16 protein-coding genes are annotated in these 18,748 nt (G+C 67.3%); 11 read left to right on the forward strand and 5 right to left on the reverse strand.

The features are described from left to right. The first annotated feature begins 5 nt into the window (after positions 1–5). Positions 6–449, forward strand: coding sequence for a VOC family protein (locus tag GGR25_RS20465; protein ID WP_183400721.1), 444 nt, complete (start codon positions 6–8; stop codon positions 447–449). 25 nt (positions 450–474) lie between these two features. Beyond that, positions 475–1,917 (forward strand): phospholipase D-like domain-containing protein, encoded by a 1,443-nt coding sequence (locus GGR25_RS20470; protein ID WP_183400722.1) that lies wholly within the window; start codon positions 475–477, stop codon positions 1,915–1,917. A 6-nt stretch (positions 1,918–1,923) separates the two neighbouring features. Here the strand turns inward: GGR25_RS20470 and GGR25_RS20475 are convergent, their stop codons facing one another. Then, positions 1,924–2,889, reverse strand: coding sequence for a magnesium transporter CorA family protein (locus GGR25_RS20475; protein ID WP_183400723.1), 966 nt, complete (start codon positions 2,887–2,889; stop codon positions 1,924–1,926). Between the two features lie 214 nt (positions 2,890–3,103). Between GGR25_RS20475 and GGR25_RS20480 the strand changes: the two genes are divergently transcribed. Together GGR25_RS20480 and GGR25_RS20485 are read left to right on the forward strand one after the other, a co-directional pair. Next, a complete protein-coding gene (locus tag GGR25_RS20480; RefSeq protein WP_183400724.1) occupies positions 3,104–3,613 on the forward strand; it encodes a DUF992 domain-containing protein in 510 nt (169 codons plus the stop codon). A 207-nt stretch (positions 3,614–3,820) separates the two neighbouring features. Then, positions 3,821–5,878, forward strand: coding sequence for an elongation factor G (locus GGR25_RS20485; protein ID WP_183400725.1), 2,058 nt, complete (start codon positions 3,821–3,823; stop codon positions 5,876–5,878). Between the two features lie 11 nt (positions 5,879–5,889). Here GGR25_RS20485 and GGR25_RS20490 read toward each other — a convergent pair whose 3' ends face one another. Next, on the reverse strand, positions 5,890–7,389 hold the full coding sequence (locus GGR25_RS20490; RefSeq protein WP_183400726.1) for a DHA2 family efflux MFS transporter permease subunit: 1,500 nt from the start codon (positions 7,387–7,389) through the stop codon (positions 5,890–5,892). Between the two features lie 261 nt (positions 7,390–7,650). Here GGR25_RS20490 and GGR25_RS20495 point away from each other — a divergent pair, with 261 nt between their 5' ends. From GGR25_RS20495 to GGR25_RS20515, 5 genes are all read left to right on the forward strand, one after another. Next, positions 7,651–8,853 carry a lytic murein transglycosylase gene (locus tag GGR25_RS20495; RefSeq protein WP_183400952.1) on the forward strand — a complete coding sequence of 401 codons (1,203 nt, stop codon included), beginning with the start codon at positions 7,651–7,653 and terminating at the stop codon, positions 8,851–8,853. A gap of 420 nt (positions 8,854–9,273) precedes the next feature. Further along, a complete protein-coding gene (locus GGR25_RS20500; RefSeq protein ID WP_183400727.1) occupies positions 9,274–12,411 on the forward strand; it encodes an autotransporter outer membrane beta-barrel domain-containing protein in 3,138 nt (1,045 codons plus the stop codon). Positions 12,412–12,830: 419 nt separating this feature from the next. Continuing rightward, complete coding sequence (locus GGR25_RS20505) at positions 12,831–13,307, forward strand: YaiI/YqxD family protein (protein ID WP_183400728.1); 477 nt, start codon at positions 12,831–12,833, stop codon at positions 13,305–13,307. Between the two features lie 134 nt (positions 13,308–13,441). Then, positions 13,442–14,263, forward strand: coding sequence for a lytic murein transglycosylase (locus tag GGR25_RS20510; RefSeq protein ID WP_183400729.1), 822 nt, complete (start codon positions 13,442–13,444; stop codon positions 14,261–14,263). 366 nt (positions 14,264–14,629) lie between these two features. After that, positions 14,630–15,874, forward strand: a complete 1,245-nt coding sequence (locus tag GGR25_RS20515) for a BaiN/RdsA family NAD(P)/FAD-dependent oxidoreductase (protein ID WP_183400730.1) — start codon at positions 14,630–14,632, stop codon at positions 15,872–15,874. 19 nt (positions 15,875–15,893) lie between these two features. Here the strand turns inward: GGR25_RS20515 and GGR25_RS20520 are convergent, their stop codons facing one another. The 3 genes from GGR25_RS20520 to GGR25_RS20530 all read right to left on the reverse strand — a co-directional run bounded on the left by GGR25_RS20520 (position 15,894) and on the right by GGR25_RS20530 (position 17,483). Next, complete coding sequence (locus GGR25_RS20520) at positions 15,894–16,280, reverse strand: winged helix-turn-helix domain-containing protein (RefSeq protein ID WP_246410076.1); 387 nt, start codon at positions 16,278–16,280, stop codon at positions 15,894–15,896. Positions 16,281–16,376: 96 nt separating this feature from the next. Next, positions 16,377–16,631 carry a hypothetical protein gene (locus GGR25_RS20525; protein ID WP_183400731.1) on the reverse strand — a complete coding sequence of 85 codons (255 nt, stop codon included), beginning with the start codon at positions 16,629–16,631 and terminating at the stop codon, positions 16,377–16,379. A gap of 231 nt (positions 16,632–16,862) precedes the next feature. Then, positions 16,863–17,483, reverse strand: coding sequence for a glutathione S-transferase family protein (locus tag GGR25_RS20530; protein WP_343068125.1), 621 nt, complete (start codon positions 17,481–17,483; stop codon positions 16,863–16,865). A gap of 188 nt (positions 17,484–17,671) precedes the next feature. On the opposite strand from GGR25_RS20530, the gene modA reads away from it, so the two are divergent. Beyond that, positions 17,672–18,469, forward strand: coding sequence for a molybdate ABC transporter substrate-binding protein (gene modA / locus GGR25_RS20535; RefSeq protein WP_183400732.1), 798 nt, complete (start codon positions 17,672–17,674; stop codon positions 18,467–18,469). Positions 18,470–18,474: 5 nt separating this feature from the next. Then, positions 18,475–18,681 carry a TOBE domain-containing protein gene (locus GGR25_RS20540; RefSeq protein ID WP_183400955.1) on the forward strand — a complete coding sequence of 69 codons (207 nt, stop codon included), beginning with the start codon at positions 18,475–18,477 and terminating at the stop codon, positions 18,679–18,681. The last annotated feature ends 67 nt before the right edge of the window (positions 18,682–18,748 follow it).

Consider the following 18,748-nt stretch of genomic DNA (forward strand, 5'->3'; position numbering starts at 1 on the left):
AAGTCATGCACGGCCTGATGGTCCATCATGTGTCGCTCGTCGTCACCGACCTCGAGCGGTCGATCGGCTTCTATCAGCGCGCCTTCGGCTTGCGGCGCCTGAACCGGCCGCCTTTCAAGACGCCGGGCGCATGGCTGGAGAGCGGGGCCTTGCAGATTCATCTGGTCGAGAACCGCGACGGCAGCTTCCGCCCGCACGCCACCGTCGACAATAACGACTGGCACTTCGCCTTCCGGACGGACCAGTTCGACGCCATGCTCGACCATCTCTTCGCCATCGGCTTCCGCGAGGACGCCGGCGCGGAGGATCCCGACCGGATCCTCGTTCTGCGCCAGGGGCTGGCGGGTTTCCCGCAGCTCTATATCCGCGACCCGGACAACAACATCATCGAGATCAACGGCGCGCCGGCGGAGCAGCCGCCGCTGTGGCCCGCGGTCGCCGCGGATTGAGCCCAAGGGATCGCAGCGCGCCGCCATGATCAGCAGTCACTTCCCGCTCTTCCTGTCTCTGCTGCATTTCACCCTCGCCTCCGCGGTGACGGTGCATGCGCTGCTGACCCGTCTCGCGCCGCAATCGACCATCGCCTGGGTCGGCCTCGCCTGGCTGTCGCCCTATGTCGGCCCGCTCCTCTATTTCCTGTTCGGCGTCAATCGCGTCCGCCGCAAGGCGATCAAGCTGACCAATCCGGACGGCGCGATCGATTCGCAGCTCTCCCCCTTCGCGCTGAAGCCCGAGGCGATGGAGAAGCGCGGCGAGGTGCATCTCGAACCGCTGGCGCGGTTTGGCCTCCGCCTGACCGGCCGGCCGCTGCTCGCCGGCAATGCGCTGACGCCGCTCATCGACGGCGACGAGGCCTATCCGCGCATGATCGCGGCGATCGAGCAGGCCGAGACCAGCGTCGCCATGGGCTCGTTCATCTTCCATGACGACGCGGGCGGCGGGCCGATCATCGATGCGCTCATCGCCGCGGCCCGGCGCGGCGTCGCGGTGCGCGTGCTCGTCGACGGCATCGGCTCGGGCTATATCCGCAGTGCCGTCTGCGCGCGCCTGACCGCGAACGGCGTGCGCGCCGAGCGCTTCATGCATGAAGTGGCGCCGTGGAAGATGTCCTTCGTCAATCTGCGCAGCCACAAGAAGGTGCTCGTCATCGACGGACGCCACGGCTTCACGGGCGGCATGAACATCGCCGCCGTCAATCTGTTCCGCAAGATCAAGATCCCCCCGTCCCAGGCGGTGCAGGACGTGCATTTCACCGTCGAGGGCCCGGTCGTGGCGCATCTCATGGAGACCTTCGCAGAGGACTGGGCTTTCACCACCGGCGAGGTCCTTGAAGGCCCGGCCTGGTTCCCGGAGATCGGGCCGGCCGGCGATATCCCGGCGCGCGGCATCGCCAGCGGTCCCGACGAGGACAATGAGAAGCTGATGTGGACCATGGCGGCGGCGATCGGCCGGGCCGACCGCTCGGTGCGCATCCTGACGCCCTATTTCGTGCCGGATGACCGCATCAATGCGCAGCTCTCGCTGGCCGCGGCCCGCGGCGTGTCGGTCGAGCTCGTGATCCCCGAGCGTTCCAACCACGCCTATATGGACTGGGCGATGAACGCCCTGTTCGCGCCGCTGCTGCGCACCGGCTGCGTCATCCGCCGTGCGCCGGGGCCGTTCGACCATTCGAAGCTGATGACGATCGACGGCGCGTGGACGCTGCTCGGTTCGGGCAATTGGGATGCGCGCAGCCTCCGCCTCAATTTCGAGTTCAATGTCGAGGCCTATTCGGCGGCCTTCGCGGCGACCTGCGACGCGATCATCGATGCGAAAGCTGCGAACGCGGTCCCGGTCACGCTGGAGGCTCTGAAGAGACGTTCGATCGTGGTGCGCCTCCGCGATGCCGCGACGCGCCTCGCCTCGCCCTATCTCTGAAACGGCCTAAAGCCAGCCGCGCCACTTGAAATAGAGGTAAGGCAGGATGGCCGACAGGACCATCACGGTCAGCGCGACCGGATAGCCGAAGGCCCAGGTCAGCTCCGGCATGTCGCGGAAGTTCATGCCGTAGATCGTCGCGATCACCATGGGTGGCAGCAGGATGGTCGAGACCACGGTCAGCACGCTCACGACGCGGTTCTGCTCGTTCGAGATCAGGCCGAGCGTCGCGTCGAGCAGGAAGGTGATTTTGCCCAGCACGAAGGTCACATGGTCTTCCAGCGAGCGGATGTCGCGCAGCATCAGCTTGAGCCGCGCCGGCAGGCTGTCGGCCTTGACCGCGCGCTCGGGCATCATGGCCGAGGCGTACTGCACCAGCCGCTCGAGCGAGGCGAGGCTTTCGCGCGCCTTGGAGGCGAGGTTCCCCTGCTCTCCCAGTCCCTCCAGCGAGGTCGCCAGAGAACGGCGCCGCCGCGGTCCGCTCTTGCGGTCGAAGATCTCGTCGTTGAGCTTGTCGACCGACTGCGTGATGCGCTCGATCACATCCGCCGTGCGGTCGATGAAGGCATCGAGCAGGCCTGCGAATGCTCCGGCCGGCGTGGTGCAGGGAAAGTCGGATTTCGGCGCGCGCTGCATGAACTGCTTGAAGGCGGTCATGTCCGCATAGCGCAGCGTGACGAGCCGGTCCTTGCGCACGGCGAAGGTGAACGGCGTGAGGCCCGGCGTTCCCTGGTCGACGCCGACGAGAAGGCTCGCCGTCATGAACAGGATCCCGTCCTCGACATAAAAGCGGCTCGAAAACTCGATCTCGCGCGTTTCCTCGCGCGTCGGGATCAGGCCGCCGAGGAAGGCCTCCGCCTCGCGCTCCTCGACTTCGGTCGGCTCATAGAGGTCGATCCAGGCGGGCGTCCCTCCGGAACCCGGCGCCAATGGCTCGGGTCCCCGTGTCGAAATCGCATAGGCGGTGAGCATGTCGAACCTGCGGCAGTCGATGCGCGCTTGCGCGGCGCATGAAATTTCCGTTCACCACAAGTGATTGCAGTCACTTGCGCCGATGACCGGCTTTTGTCATGACCGCGACGAACTCGCGCGGAATCCCTTTGCCGAGATGCGTTACCATGCGCCCCGACGGTTCGCCAACCGACTCGGCTTCCGGCCGGGGAGCAACAACAAGGAAGTGTCAGACATGAAGAATGTCCGCAAGATGATCGCCGCCTTCGCCCTCTCGGCGACGCTGGGCAGCGCGGCCTATGCCGCCGACGCCAGCAAGTACGAGGAGCCGGACGTTCGCGGCGGCGTCAAGGTCGGCATGCTCGAGTGCCAGATCGATGGCGGCATCGGCTACGTCATCGGCTCGGCCAAGGAGATGACCTGCGTCTTCAAGCCCACGCATAAGGGCCGCGTCGAGCACTACACCGGCAACATCAAGAAGCTCGGCGTCGATCTCGGCGTGACCAAGCAGAGCGTGCTGGCCTGGGCCGTGTTCGCCCCGGTCGCCGGCTATCAGCGCGGCGCCCTCTCGGGCCTCTATCTCGGCGCGACGGCCGAGGCGACCGTGGTCGCCGGCGTCGGCGCCAATGTGCTCATCGGCGGCACGGGCGGAGCGATCGTGCTGCAGCCCATCAGCGTGACCGGCCAGCTCGGCATCAACGTAGCCGCCGGCGGCGCCGCACTGACGCTCTACGCCGCGAACTGATCGCGCCTCATCTGAGCTTTTGCGAAGGCCCGCGCCCCCCGGCGCGGGCCTTCTGCTTTTCTCGCCCCGGTTCGCCTTTCGGGCCGGCGCCTTGCCATTCCTGCCCGTCCCTGAGACGATGTCGCCGCGGTCCGGGCGTCCGGGTCCGGTTCTCGCATCCAGCCATGAGAATGAGCCAAGAACATTTCATGAACGGAGGACGCGACCATGGACAGGGATGGAGGCGACACCGGCAGACGTGCCGGCCCGAAAGCGGTGGCGCTCGTCGGCCCTTTCGGCAGCGGCAAGACCACGCTGCTGGAGGCGATGCTGGCCCGGACGGGCGCCGTCGCGCGACAGGGCTCGGTCACTGACGGCACCTCGGTCGGCGATACGTCGGCCGAGGCGCGCGCACATCAGATGAGCGTCGAGCTCAACATCGCCGAGACGGGCTTCATGGACGAGCGCATCACGCTCCTCGATTGCCCCGGTTCGGTCGAGTTCGCCGCGGAGGCCGATGCGGTGCTGGCCGTGGCCGATTGCGCCGTGGTGGTGGCGGAAGCGGACGCCAAGAAAGTGCCCGCGCTGCAGCTCATCCTGCGCGAACTCGAAGAGCGCGGCATCCCGCGCTTCCTGTTTCTCAACAAGATCGACCGCAGCGCGCTCGACATGCAGGAGGCGCTCGCGCTGCTCCAGCCTGCGAGCCGTGCGCCGCTGCTGCTGCGCCATATCCCGCTGCGCAAGCAGGGCATCGTCACGGGCTTCGTCGATCTCGCGCTGGAGCGCGCCTTCCTCTATCGCGAGCACGCGCCGAGCGAGGTCGTCGCGCTCGAAGCCGCGGACCGCGCCGAAGAAACGAAGGCGCGCTATGCGATGCTCGAAAAGCTCGCCGACTATGACGATACGCTGATGGAGGAGTTGCTCGAAGATATCGAGCCCTCGCGCGAGCGCATCTTCACCGATCTCGTCGCCGATACGCGCGCCGGCCTGCTCTGCCCGGTCCTGATCGGCTCCGCCCTGCATGGGCATGGCGTCGGCCGCCTGATGAAGGCCATCCGTCACGAGGCGCCCGATATCGGCGACACGATCGCCCGTCTCGGGCTCGCCCCCGAAGGCGAGCCGACCTTCCAGGTCGTCCGCACCATCCACACCGGCCACGCCGGCAAGATCTCGGTCGGCCGCGTGCTGCGCGGCGCGATTGCCGACGGCACGGAATTGCAGGGTCCGGACGGACCAGTCGGCCGCGTCTCGGGCGTGTTGCGCCTGCTGGGACAGCAGATGGCGAAGCGCGAGACGGCGACGGCCGGAGAGGTCGTGGGCCTCGGCAAGCTGGACGGTGCGCGCACGGGCATGACGCTCGCGGCCGGCAAGACGGCGCCCGAACAGATCGCGCCGGCCCGCCCGGTGATCCCGGTCCTGTCGCTCGCGGTCAGCCCGCTCGACCGCAAGGACGAGGCGAAGCTCACCGCAGCCCTTGGGCGCCTCGCGGAAGAAAGCTCAGGCCTCGCGCTCGCCCTGGACGAGGAGGCCGGCGAGATCCGCCTCGAAGGCCAGGGCGAGATGCAACTGCGCGTCGCGATGGAGCGGCTCGCGGGACGATACGGTCTCATGATCGAGTCGCAGCCGCCGAGCGTGCCCTATCGCGAGACGATCCGCGCCGAGGCGAAGGTGCGCGGCCGGCACAAGAAACAATCGGGCGGCCATGGCCAGTTCGGCGATTGCGTGCTGGAGATCCGGCCGAATCCCCGTGGCGGCGGATTCCACTTCGAGGAGGCGATCACAGGCGGCGTGGTGCCGCGTAACTATATCCCGGCGATCGAGGCCGGAATCCGCGACGTGCTGAAGCGCGGCCCGCTCGGTTTTCCAGTCGTCGATGTCGCGGTGAAGCTGGTCGATGGCTCCTATCACAGCGTCGATTCCTCCGACCAGGCCTTCCGCATGGCCGCGCAGATCGGCATGCGCGAGGGGCTCGAGACCTGCCGCTCGGTGCTGCTCGAGCCGATCCTGCATGTCTCGATCTCCGTGCCCTCCGAGGCGAGCGCCCGCGTCAACATGATGGTGACGCAGCGGCGCGGCCAGTTGCTCGGCTTCGATGCGAAGCCTGGCTGGCCCGGCTGGGATGTCGTGGAGGCGGAAATCCCCGAAGGCGAGATGCGCGGGCTGATCGTCGAGCTCCGCTCGGCGACGGCCGGCGTTGGCTCGTTCGAGAGCCGCTTCGATCATCTCGCCGAACTCACGGGACGGTTGGCCGAGCAGGTCACGGAGCGGCGCGCCCGCGCCGCGTGACGGCGACAAATTCAGCCGGCGGGATCGGCTTCGGCCGTTCCGCCGGTCGTTAGCCAGCCGATGACGCCGGAGAGGATGGCGAGCACCCCGCAAAGTAGCGTCGCGGCGGCAAATCCGGTGACGGTCGCCTGCGCCCAGAGCGCCGTCGCCGTGCCGTCGGCGAGCGGTAGGGTGCCGCCGAAGCCCGCCTCGGTGACGCGCCGCGCCGTCTCGCCATCCGCCCCCGCCAGTGCAACCCGGAAGCCGGCGCCGATGGCGATGCCGAGCGAGGCGACCGCGAGCAGGCTGGCGACGCGCGCCACGGCATTGTTGATGCCGGAGGCCGCGCCCCGCCGCGCCTCGGGCGCCGCATTCATCACCGCCGTCGAGAGCGGCGCGACCGTGATGCCCATGCCGAGACCCATCAGCAGCATGACCGGCACGACGGCGATCCAGAAGCCGCCATGCGCGACCGCAGGCGCCAGCAGGCAGAAGGCGATGCCGGTCAGGATCGGCCCCACCGTCAGGCATGGCCGCGTGCCGATGCGATCGGCGAGAACGCCGCCATAGCGCGACAGGAGTGCCATGACGATCACAAAGGGCAGGAAGACCGATCCGGCCAGCGTCGCCGGATAGGCATGCGCCTGGATCAGCGCCGTCGGCAGGAAGAACAGCGCGCCGGACAATGCGAAATAAAGCAGAAGCGTCAGAAGGTTGACGCCGGCGAAGGTGCGGTTCGCGAAGAGCGCGAGCGGCATCATCGGCGTCGGCGCCATCCGCTCCCAGACCACGAAGCCGACCAGGACACCGGCACCGACACACGTCGCGGCCCAGGCGATGAACCGGTTTGCGTCCGCCCCACCCTCGCCGAGCCGCGTGAGCCCGAACGCGACGAGGCCGAGCCCGACGACCGCCAGGGCACCGCCGGTCCAGTCCATCCGCTGACGCGCGTGAGCGGCGTCGGCGGGCACATGGCGGCGGCAGACGAGGAGCGCGATGAGGGCGATGGGCAGGTTGATGAGGAAGATCGCGCGCCACGATCCGGCATCGACGAGAGCGCCGCCGAGGATGGGGCCGATCGCCGGCGCGATCGACGACGCGGCCGCCCAGGCGCCGATCGCCCGGCCGCGCTCCGCCGCGGGATAATGCGCCGAGATGAGCGCCAGCGAGCCCGGCACCATGAGCGCACCGCCGACGCCCTGGATCGCGCGGGCGATGATGAGCATCTCGGCCGAGGTTGCGAGCCCGCAGGCCGCCGAGGCCAGCCCGAACAGCGCGATGCCGATCATGAAGACGCGGCGAAGCCCGAACGCATCGCCGGCCGCCCCGCCGAGCAGCGTGAAGGCGGCGAGCGTCAGCGTATAGGCATTGGACGTCCACTGCGCCTCTGTGAAGCTCGCGCCGAGGCCGCCGCGGATCGCCGGCAAGGCGACCGGCACGACCGAGCCATCCATGAAGGCCATGCCGGAGGCGAGGATCGTCGCCACCAGCACGCCGGTCCGCGCCGGCGCGCCGGCTTCGCCCTGAGACATTCATTCCCCCGCTTGCCTTGCCGCGCCGCGCAACGGCCCGAATTTGGTCGCCCGGATCGCAACCGATCGGACGCTCGGCTCTGATGATGCGCTCCCGCATCGCGCTTGTCGCCGCCTGATGCGGACGGCGCGGAAATGCGCGCCGAGACGGCGAGGTTGCCTGCCGCCGCACGATTGACCAAGCTCGGCATGCGAATCGATCCCGGGAGCCGAACCTTGTCGCGACGTTTCAGCCTTCTGCCCGCCCTGATCGGCGCAGCGATGCTCGCGTTCGCCGGTGCGGCGTCCGCACAGTCGCAAGGCGCAGTCGAGGCGAGTTTCCAGCAATGGCTCGCCGCCAAGGTCGTGCCCGACGCGAAGAAGGCCGGCGTCTCCCAGGGGACGCTCAACGCGGCGCTCGCCGGGCTGACGCTCGACTGGAAGCTGCCCGACCTCGCCCCGCCGGGCGCGCCGAAGGGCCGCGAGGAACCGCAGCGCCAGGCGGAATTCTCCGGACCGGCGCGCTATTTCAACGAGGCCAAGCTCGCCGGCCTGACGACGGCCGGCCGCGCCCGCACGCAGCAATGGTCGAAGACGCTCGCCGCGATCGAGAAGCGCTATGGCGTTCCCGCGTCGATTCTCGTTGCCATATGGGGTCGCGAGTCAGGCTATGGCGCCGCGAAGATCCCCTACCCCGCCATCCGCACGCTCGCGACCGAAGCTTTCATGGGCGCGCGCAAGGCGAGCTTCTATCCCGAGTTGATCGCCGCCCTGCAGATCCTCGAAGGCGACCACATCCCGCTGTCGGAGATGCGCAGTTCCTGGGCCGGTGCGCTCGGCCAGCCGCAGTTCATGCCGACGAAATATCTGACCACCGCCGTCGATTTCGACGGCGACGGCCGGCGCGACATCTGGGAATCGGTGCCGGACGTGCTCGCCTCGATCGCCAATTATCTCAAGCAGAACGGCTGGGAGCCCGGCGTCGGCTGGGGCGTCGAGGTCGTGCTGCCCGCGGGTGTCGCCTGCAGCCTCGAGGGCCCGGACCAGGGCAAGCCGCTCGCACAATGGGAGGCGATGGGCATTCGCACCGTCGACGGCAAGCCGCTCGCGGGGCGCAACGGCAAGCGGATCGGTCATCTGATGATGCCCGCAGGACGTCACGGCCCGGCCTTCATCGTCTCGAAGAACTTCTACATCCTGAAGACCTATAACAACTCCGATCTCTACGCGCTGTTCATCGGCCATCTGGGGGATCGCATTCGCGGCGGCGGCGCGATCCGCGGCACCTGGGACGATGTCGGCGGCTTCAAGCGCTCGGATGTGCGCGCCATGCAGGAGCGCCTGACGGCCCGCGGCGTGGATGTCGGCAATGTCGACGGGCTCGTCGGCTACAAGACCCGCATCGCGATCGGCGAGTGGCAACAAGCGAACGGCCGCGCCGACACCTGCTTCCCGGATGCGGCGCTGTTGAAGGCGATCCGGTAGGGCGCGTTGTGCGGAGTTCCAGCAGCCATCGTCCGATGGGTCAAGTCCACCGCGCTTCCGACTGCCAGACGTATTCGCGCCACAACCTCCTCTGTTGCCATTGCGCAACTTGCAGCCGAGTAATTGGGCCGGCTGCAAAACGGCTCTGGCTGGCCCCACGATCAGATGTCTAACTTATTGATGGGACTCGCATTGGGGGCGATGCGAGGAGAACGTGCGGAACCATGCGTCCGCCTGCGTCCTTCTGGTCGTCCAAAGTTGGCAGTGCGCCGTCATCTTTGGATCAGCCGGGGGGCCGTCATGTTTGATTCCGCTGCGAAGATATCGCGCTGCCAATCCCACTCCACCGGGCATCGCCCAGCATCTGGGTTCGGACGAGCACACCGCCATCTTCTCCTGACGTCGGCGCTTGTTCCGGCCATGGCGGCGGGCTCGCTGATGCTGACCGGCGGTTCGGCGCTGGCGGCCTGCACCGTCACCGGCACCACGACGCTCGTTCAATGTGACTCGTCCGTTGTCGGCGTTTCGATGGTGCCGGGCGTCGGTTCGTTGACCGTCCGCGACGTCGACACGGTGTTCGTCGGCTATGGCTCGCCGCTGACCTCCGGCACCTATGACCAGACCGTCTGGCTGACCGGCAATACAGTCGTGAACAACCCGAACTACAGCGCCCTGGTCATGCAGTTCGGGACCGATCAGTCGGCCAATGTCATTCCGGTCACCGTCAATGTCGACGTCACGATCGACAGTGCCGTGCGTGCTACCGCAGCCGCCGGCTTCGGCACGATCTGGATCCGCAACGACTATGCCGGCAACATCTCCATCAACAATGCCGGAACCATCGACTGGCAGGGACCGACCAGCTATCCCGGCAATGCTGCCATCGACGGTGCCACCAATCTCGGCGCCGTCACGATCGTCAATTCCGGCACCGTGACATCGAACGCCCGAGGCATCTATGCCGACGGCAATTCTCGTGGTGTGACCGACGGCGAGGAGCAGACCGTCTCGGTGACCAATACCGCCACCGGACATGTGACCGCCACAACGGCCGGCATCCGTGTGATCGACTATTACGGACTGGCCGAGATCGTAAACGAGGGCACGGTCGAAGCGACGCTGCAGCACGCGCTCATCGCCTGGTCGGCCAATGGCGATGCCACCATCAACAATTCCGGCACCGCCATCTCCGGCAACGACAACGCCATCTTCGCGGCGACGGAGACGGGTGATGCCAGCGTCTACAACAGCGGCACCGTCGTCGCCGAGGGCGATCCGGCGCTCGACGCAGCCCACAACGCGCTCAAGGCGGCGCAGGGGTATAATGGCCTGCGCGCTGCCGTCGACACGGCCGGCGACGTCGAGATCGCCAATGGGGCGACCGGCTCGGTCACCGCGAACCGCGACGCCGGAATCCGTGCCGAAACGCCAAAGGGCGACATCACGATCGTCAACAACGGCACGGTGACAGGACGTATCGGCATCTCCGCCGATAGCGGCTTCGTATCGGGCTACACGTCCGCGTCGGTTGCCCGGACCGACGGCGCCATTTCGATCACCAATATCGGACGCGTCTCCGCAACCGATCTCGCCGTCTGGATGGACGCGACGACAAACAGCCTCGTGAACACCGGCACGCTCGCCTCGAGCGGCCCGACCACGGTTGCGACCGGCGACGGCAATTCCACCGTCGTCAATAGCGGCACCATCTCGGCCGGCTCGGCGAACGGGGTGGCGGTCGCCATGGGAGCCGGCAGCAACCGGTTCGTCATGTCCGACACGTCAAATCTGGTCGGCAAGGTGACGAATGCGAGCACCGGCAACATGCTGGAGCTGACCGGCGCCGGAAGCGGAACGCTGAATCTCGGCGACGTCAGCGACACCGGCACCTATGAAGGCTTCACCAATCTGACGAAGTCAGGCTCGGGCCTCTGGGTCCTGACCGGGAGCGGCGGCAGCCTGACGGGTACCACCACCATCAATGCCGGTGCGCTGCAGCTGGCGCAGGGAGCCTCGTCGGCCTCGGTCTTCACGGTGGATGGCGGCGTGCTCTCGGGTTCCGGCTCGATCGGCGGCCTGGTCGTCAACGCGGGCGGTACGGTCTCGCCCGGTTATTCGCCGGGGACGCTCACCGTCAATGGCGACGTCGCCTTCGCTGCTGGCTCGACCTATGTCGTCGACGTCGCTGCCTCTGGAGCGCACGACCTGATCGCGGCGAGCGGAACGGCAAGCCTCACCGGCGGAACGGTGCAGGTGAACGCAGCGCCCGGCGCCAACCCCTTCACCACCTATGCCATCCTCTCCGCAGTGGGCGGCGTCAGCGGAACGTTCGACAGCGCGACGACCAACTACGCTTTCCTCGATCCGCTGCTCAGCTACGACGCCAACGACGTCTATCTGAAGCTGATGCGCAACGCCGTCGCGTTCACGGCGCTGGCGGGCACGGCCAACCAGAAGGCTTCGGCCTTCGGGACGGAGTCGCTCGGCCTCGGCAATCCCGTCTATGACGCGGTGCTGACCCTGACGGCAGCGCAGGCACCCGGCGCCTTCGACGCGCTGTCCGGGGAGGCCTATGCCAGCGCGACGTCGATCATCGCGCAGGATTCGATCTATCTGCGGCAGGCCGTCACCGGCCGGGTCTGGCAGAGCCTCGACACCAAGGGCGTCGGCGGTCCGAACGCCGCCGCGCTGGGCGCGGCCACCGGTCTCGCCGTCTGGGGCCAGGGCTATGGCGCCTGGGGCGATATCGACAGCGACGGCAATGCCGCATCCGTGAGCCGAGATACCGGCGGCTTCTTCGCCGGCGTCGACGGTGCGGTTGCCGATGGCGTCCGCCTCGGTGTTCTCGGCGGCTATGGCCGCTCGACCTTCGAGATCGACGACCGCGCCTCGTCCGGCGACATCGACACCTACAGCCTCGGCGGCTATGGCGGTGCGCGCATCGGCGCCATCGGCCTGCTCGGTGCCGCCAGCTATAGCTGGAACGATACCTCCATCGGCCGCACCGTCGCCTTCCCGGGCTATGTCGGCGCCAACAATGCGAGCTACCAGCTCGGCACCACCCAGCTCTTCGGCGAGGCCAACTGGCACTTCGATCTCTCGCCTCCGGGCGCGGAGACGGCCTATGGCAAGGCCTGGCTCGAGCCCTTCGTTGCGCCGGCCTATGTCAATCTCGGCTCGGCGGACGTCACCGAATCCGGCTCGTCCTCGGCCCTCACCGGGACGACGGGCGGCGAGGACCTCTTCTATGTGACGCTCGGTGCCCGCGCGGCGACCATGATCAAGCTGGAGAACGAGGCGAGCATCGTGCCGCGCATCATGCTGGCCTGGCAGCACGCCTTCGACGATGTCGATCCGACCGCGCAGCTTGCCTTCGTCGGCGGAGGCCTGCCCTTCTCCGTCGCCGGCGTCCCGATCGCCGAGGACACCGCCGTCGTCAATGCCGGCGTCGACTACAACTTCAACAGCAAGGTCTCCGCCGGCCTGACCTATAGCGGCCAGTTCGGCGACGGCCTCCAGGACAACGCCGTCAAGGGCAATCTCGACATCAAGTTCTGATCATCGAGCGAGACTGCGCCCTCTCCTCCGGCACGACACTGGAGGAGACCTGGCCGACCATCACCAGAGCCGCTCAGCGTTTCAAGAGATCGCTGAGCGGCTCTTTCTGTTTGTGGGCCACGCTCCCTGCCAAAGCAGGTATCCGCGTCGTTCGAAATCGATCGGGCGGGGGTCTTACAGACTCGCGCTTTGCGTACTATCTTGGACCCATCGTCAACGTTCGAAAGGAGGTGATCTCGTGTCTCATTGTCGTTCGCCGCGCGCGTCGCTCATGCAGGTCCGGATCTCTGCCTCTGTCGGAGTTTCCGCCGCGTAAGTGATGGTTCCGGGCTCCGCCCGGACGCGGTAAGACAATGGAAGGGCCGCCACGCAGGCGGCCCTTCTCATTTGGAATGAATGCCATGACTTCGGAAGGAGCTATGACGCGCCCGATCCTCGTCTATGTCGATGCCGACGCCTGTCCGGTGAAGGCGGAGATCTACAAGGTCGCCGAGCGGCATCGGCTTGAGGTGTTCGTCGTCGCCAATGCGCCGATCGCGGTGCCGCGCGAGCCCTGGATCCGCCGCGTCGTCGTCGGCGAGGGGCTGAACGTCGCCGACGACTGGATCGCCGAACGCGTGTCGCGCGGCGACATCGTCATCACCGCCGACATCCCGCTCGCCGATCGCGCGGTCAAGGCCGGTGCCGATGTGATCGCGCCGAATGGCAAGCCCTTCTCGCCGGACTCGATCGGCATGGCGCTGGCGACGCGGAACCTGATGGAGGATTTGCGCTCGGCCGGCGCCATCACCGGCGGTCCCCGCCCTTTCTCCCCGCGCGATCGTTCGACATTTCTGTCCGCGCTCGATCTCGCCATCGTCCGCCTGAAAAGGGCCGGCTTCGTCTCCGGCGCATAGCATCGGCGCAACGCAGCCGCGCAAACGCGATGGTCAACGCTATTTCGACTGCAATTGCTTGCGTTCCGAATTAGTCTCGCGCAGCGCGCTGGGGGCCGGCGCAAGAAGAAACGCGAGGAAGACGCAGGCTGATCATGAATTCTTCGAAACTCCGAATCCTGGCTGTATCCCTGCTCCTGGCAGCCGGCCTCGCACGAGCCGAAGCCGTCCAGTGCGGCAAGGATCCGTCGCAATTCCCGGCCTGGCTCGAGAGCTTCAAGAGCTATGCGGCATCCAAGGGCATCTCGCAGCGGACGCTGAGCATCGCGTTCGACGGCGTCACCTATGATCCGCGCGTCATCAAGCTCGACCGGAACCAGAAGCACTTCAAGCAACCCTTCGAGGTCTATTCGAAGCGCGTCGTCTCGCCCGGCCGCGTGGCGCGCGGCAAGCAGCTCTTGCAGCAATATGCGCGCACGCTGGATCGCATCGAGAAGACCTATGGCGTCCCCGGCCCGATCCTGATCGCGATCTGGGGCATGGAGACCGATTTCGGCGCGGGCAGCGGCAACATGTCGACGATCCGCTCCGTGGCGACGCTCGCCTTCGACTGCCGCCGCACCGATTTCTTCCAGGAGCAACTCCTCGATGCGCTCCTGATCGTCGAGCGCGGCGATCTCACCCCGGCCCAGATGAAGGGCGCCTGGGCAGGCGAACTCGGCCAGACGCAGTTCATGCCATCCTCCTATGTGCGCTTCGCGGTCGATTTCGACGGCGACGGCCATGCTAACCTCCGCGGCAGCCCCAACGACGTGCTCGCCTCAACGGCCAACTACCTCAAGGGCTATGGCTGGCAGCGCGGCGGCAGCTGGGAAGAGGGTTCGGCCAATTTCAACGTGCTGCGGCAGTGGAACAAGGCCGAGGTCTACGCCAAGAGCGCGGCGCTCTTCGCCGACAAGCTGGTCGGCAAGCAGTAGCCGGAGGCCCATCAGCCCAATTGACGCCGTCCCGGACGACAATGGGACGGCGAGCCTATCGCTGAGACACAGTGCCATTCCGGCGACCGGTGGAATAGCTAGGATGGTTCCGTCCCGTCGCATCCCCCCGACGACGCGACAATGGCGGCAGGATTTCGCGTTTTTCCGCGAGCCTGGAGGAGCCGCTCACGACGCCGGAAGCCCACGACGAACGTGGATTCCGGCGTCGGATGCGCCGGCCCAGCCGATTGACGTTCCTCCTGCATCGGCACACCAGCGGCCGCGCCGCCGTTGGTTATTGCCGTGGCGGCGAATTCGGCCGCAGCCATCTTGCGGCTCCCTGCGATTCGGCGGAAAACGCCCGCCATGTCGAACCCATCCAACGCGCCCAGACCAACCGTCGCCATCATTGGCGCCGGTCCGGCCGGCCTGATCGCCGCCGAGCGGCTCGCCGCTGCCGGCGTTGCCGTCACGGTCTATGACCGCATGCCGAGCGCCGGCCGCAAGCTGCTCATGGCGGGCCGCGGCGGCTTGAACCTCACCCATTCCGAGCCGATCGAGCCCTTTCTCAATCGCTACGGTCCGGCGGCGAACACGCTGCGGCCGATCATCGAGGCGTTTCCGCCGGCTTCGCTCGTCGCCTGGGCCGAAGGCCTCGGCGAGGCGACCTTTGTCGGGTCGAGCGGCCGCATCTTCCCGAAATCCCTCAAGGCGTCGCCGCTGCTGCGCGCGCTGCTCGGCCGGCTGACCGCGCTCGGCGTCACCTTCGCGATGCGGCACGAATTTCGCGGCTGGACGGAGGACGGTGCGCTGCTCTTCGCGCGCCCCGACGGCGAGGTCACCGCACGGCCCGACGCGGTTCTGCTCGCGCTCGGCGGCGCGAGCTGGCCGCGCCTCGGCTCGAATGGAGCGTGGACGGAGATTCTCGCGGCCCGCGGCGTGCCCGTCGCGCCGCTGAAGCCGGCCAATGTCGGCTTTCGCGTCAGCTGGTCGGAGAGCTTCCGCACGCGCTTCGCCGGCGAACCGCTGAAGGCCGTCGCGATCAGCTTCGAGGGACAGACCGTCCGCGGCGAGGCAATGGTCACGGCCTATGGCATCGAAGGCGGAGCGATCTACGCGCTGTCCTCCGCGCTCCGCGACGCGATCGAGCGTGACGGCGGCGCGACGATCCCCGTCGACCTCCGCCCCGGGATGAACGAGGCGCAGATCGCCGAACGCATCGCCCGGCAGAACCCGTCGCAATCGCTCGCCAACCGTCTGCGCAAGGCGCTGCATCTCGCCCCGGTGGCGATCAATCTGCTGCGTGAAGCGGCCGAGGGCCAGCTGCCACGCGACGCCGAGGGGCTCGCAGCCCGCATCAAGGCGGTCCCCGTCCGCCTCGACGCCACGGCCGGCATCGAGCGGGCGATCTCCAGCGCGGGCGGCATTCCGTTCGCGGCGCTCGATGCGCAGCTGATGATCCGCGCCCTGCCCGGCGTCTTCGCCGCGGGCGAGATGATCGATTGGGAAGCGCCGACGGGCGGCTATCTGCTGCAGGGCGCCTTTGCGACCGGCGTCGTGGCCGCATCGGGCATTGCGAACCATCTCGGCATCGCTTTGCCGGCGGGCTGACCGCGCGCAGCTTGAAGCGCTATCGCATCAGGGTCTTGAGCTCGGCGATACCCGCGGCGACCACCGCGTTGGCCTCGTGCTCCATGGACCGGTAGCGCTCCAGGATGCGCCTCCCGAGATCGGTCACGCGCGCGCCACCGCCCCCGCCCGCCCCGCCCTTTTCCGTCTCGATCAGCGGTTCGAGAAACGCGTCGTTCATTTCGCGGACCAGCGTCCAGACGCGCTTGGGGCTCATTTCGAGCCGTGCCCCCGCAGCGGCCAGCGATCCGGTGGCTTCGACCGCATCGAGCAGGTCCGCCTTGCCGGGACCGAGCGCGAAGCCCGGCTTCAGCACGAGGCGGAAGCGCAGCCCCTCTGTCTGGTTGGTGACGCGCATGGCGAACGGATCCCGCAAGACTCTGGCCATCAGGTCTCTCGCCATCATGCGCCATCGGCGAGAAGCGGTCGATCTCTTCCGCGGGCTCGTCGAGCACGGCGCGGATTTCAGCGGGTCGGCCGCGTTTCAGCCCTCGACGTCGAACGAGACGGGCGCCAGGCGCACCGCGAGCGAACTCTGCGGCGCGCCGACGGCACCGGCCTGCTGCGTGCGAACGCCATTGGCATCGATCGTCGTGCCGGTCGAAACACCGCCGAAGGAGTGGATGGCGACGATCGCGACGAGCACCGCGGCGTAGGCTGCCATCCAGATGTAGAAGGCGCGACGGGTCGCGGCCTCTCTGCGTCCCTTGCCTCTGTGGATTCTATCGTCGTTGCGCATGATCGTTCCCCGGTCGCGGACCCCCATCCCGACCTCCTCATTCCAAGCTTCGAGTGCGGCAGCCGTTCGAAGGCAATGTGGCGATGGCCGACAGTTGTGATGGCCAAAATGAGGCCATCGGCGAATCGCCGAAACTGTTGCTGCAACATGACATTAGGAAACAAAGTTCACGCCGTCTGTGATGAAAGTCACACCGCGTGAACGAGCGCCTGGAAAGTCGTATCGGACGCCCTAGGGACGCCACTCGATCCCGACATGGCGCGGCCGATCCGCGACACGGTCGAGCCAGTTGCCGATCGCCGGATAGGCGGAGAGATCATAGTCGGCATCTTCCGCCGCATGCGTATAGGCGTAGAGCGCGATGTCGGCGATCGAGAAGCGAGGGCCGGCGAAGAACGGCGACGCCGCGAGGCGCCCTTCCATGACACCGAGCACGCGATGGCCCTTCTGCTGCCATTCCTCAAGCCGGTGCGCCATCGTCTGCCGCCCGCCGGGCGTCAGATGCAGCCAGTTGCGCGCCACCGCGATGACGGGCTCGTGGCTGTACTGCTCGAAGAACATCCACTGGAAGCACAGCGCCCGCTCATAGGAATCGGACGGGATCAGCTCCGTTCCCTCGGCGAGATGGATCAGCATCGCGCCGGATTCGGCCAGCGGCCGCCCATCGGGGAGGATCAGGAGGGGAACCTGCGCATTCGGGTTAAGCGCCAGGAATTCCGGCGACGCCGTCACGCCGCTGCCCTTCTCGACATCGACGATGCGAAACGGCCGGCCGAGCTCATGCAGAGCCAGGCGGATCTTGTAGCAGTTCCCCGAGAGCTGCATCGAATAGAGCGTGTAGGCGTCGCTCACGGTCTTCTCCCGCTATTCCGATCCGGTAGCGGCAAGCTTAGGCGGCGCGGGTGCAGCCGTCCAATTCACGCTGCTGAAGCATGCATCAAGCGAAGCGATCGATCCGGCGCGCGCGTCTCGCCGGGAGACCTCGGTTGATCGCATCGATATTTCCGTGCAGAAATGTCGATAGATCCACGGAGCCTCCCATGTCACCCAACCGCCTTCGCCGCAGCCTCATCGTCCTTGCCGGCGCCGTCCTCATCACCGCGCCGCTCTCGGCGACGCTCGCCCATGCCGCCGACGTCACGGTCTTCGCCGCCGCGAGCCTCAAGAACGCGCTCGACACCGCCGTGTCCGCCTACAAGGCCAAGACCGGCAAGGACGTCGCGGTCAGCTATGCCGCGTCCTCGGCGCTCGCCAAGCAGATCGAAGCCGGCGCGCCGGCGGACATCTTCTTCTCCGCCGATCTCGACTGGATGGACTACCTCGCCAAGAAGGACCTGATCGACGGCGCTTCGCGCGTGACGCTGCTCGGCAACACGCTGGTTCTCGTCGCGCCGAAGGATTCGACCGCGTCGCTCGAGATCAAGCCGGGCTTTCCGCTGGCCGAAGCGCTCGGCGCGGATGGCAAGCTCGCCATGGGCGCGGTCGCCTCGGTGCCGGCCGGCAAGTATGGCAAGGCGGCGCTGGAGAAGCTGGGCGTCTGGGCCGCCGTGGAGCCGCATGTGGCGCAGGCCGACAATGTCCGCGGCGCGCTCGCCTTCGTCGCCAAGGGCGAGGCGCCTTTCGGCATCGTCTATGGCACCGATGCGCATGCCGAGAAGGCGGTGAAAATCGTCGCCACCTTCCCCGAGGATACGCATCCGCCGATCGTCTACCCCGTCGCGCTGACCAAGACCGGCACCAGCGCCGACGCGAAGGCGTTCCTCGACTATCTGCTGTCCTCCGATGCGAAATCTGCCTTCGAGGTTCAGGGCTTCACGCTTCTCGGCAGCAAGGGGTGACGATGATGAAGTTGAGCGCCCGCAACCAGATGCACGGCAAGATTGTATCGATCGATATGGGCGTCACCACCGCCCGCGTCAAGATCGATGTCGGCCACGGCATCGTCATCACCTCCTCGATCACCAATGAGGCCGTCGACGATCTCGGCCTCGCCGTGGGCGACAGCGCCGTCGCGGTCATCAAGGCCTCGGACGTGATCATCGGCAAGTGACCGGCGTCGCCGCCCGGCCCGTGCCCCGGCGGCCCTCGCGGCACCCTGGATCGACGCGCCATAGCGA

This window comes from Kaistia hirudinis (assembly GCF_014196455.1).
GTDB lineage: Bacteria > Pseudomonadota > Alphaproteobacteria > Rhizobiales > Kaistiaceae > Kaistia > Kaistia hirudinis.

Coding starts and splice junctions, on each gene's coding strand:
- GGR25_RS20480 (WP_183400724.1), top strand. CDS start 3,104: ATGAAGAATGTCCGCAAGATGATCGCCGCCTTCGCCCTCTCGGCGACG.
- GGR25_RS20475 (WP_183400723.1), bottom strand. CDS start 2,889: ATGCTCACCGCCTATGCGATTTCGACACGGGGACCCGAGCCATTGGCG.
- GGR25_RS20510 (WP_183400729.1), top strand. CDS start 13,442: ATGAATTCTTCGAAACTCCGAATCCTGGCTGTATCCCTGCTCCTGGCA.
- GGR25_RS20505 (WP_183400728.1), top strand. CDS start 12,831: ATGACGCGCCCGATCCTCGTCTATGTCGATGCCGACGCCTGTCCGGTG.
- GGR25_RS20490 (WP_183400726.1), bottom strand. CDS start 7,389: ATGTCTCAGGGCGAAGCCGGCGCGCCGGCGCGGACCGGCGTGCTGGTG.
- GGR25_RS20470 (WP_183400722.1), top strand. CDS start 475: ATGATCAGCAGTCACTTCCCGCTCTTCCTGTCTCTGCTGCATTTCACC.
- GGR25_RS20485 (WP_183400725.1), top strand. CDS start 3,821: ATGGACAGGGATGGAGGCGACACCGGCAGACGTGCCGGCCCGAAAGCG.
- GGR25_RS20515 (WP_183400730.1), top strand. CDS start 14,630: ATGTCGAACCCATCCAACGCGCCCAGACCAACCGTCGCCATCATTGGC.
- GGR25_RS20465 (WP_183400721.1), top strand. CDS start 6: ATGCACGGCCTGATGGTCCATCATGTGTCGCTCGTCGTCACCGACCTC.
- GGR25_RS20520 (WP_246410076.1), bottom strand. CDS start 16,280: ATGGCCAGAGTCTTGCGGGATCCGTTCGCCATGCGCGTCACCAACCAG.
- GGR25_RS20540 (WP_183400955.1), top strand. CDS start 18,475: ATGAAGTTGAGCGCCCGCAACCAGATGCACGGCAAGATTGTATCGATC.
- GGR25_RS20525 (WP_183400731.1), bottom strand. CDS start 16,631: ATGCGCAACGACGATAGAATCCACAGAGGCAAGGGACGCAGAGAGGCC.
- GGR25_RS20495 (WP_183400952.1), top strand. CDS start 7,651: ATGCTCGCGTTCGCCGGTGCGGCGTCCGCACAGTCGCAAGGCGCAGTC.
- modA (WP_183400732.1), top strand. CDS start 17,672: ATGTCACCCAACCGCCTTCGCCGCAGCCTCATCGTCCTTGCCGGCGCC.
- GGR25_RS20500 (WP_183400727.1), top strand. CDS start 9,274: ATGGCGGCGGGCTCGCTGATGCTGACCGGCGGTTCGGCGCTGGCGGCC.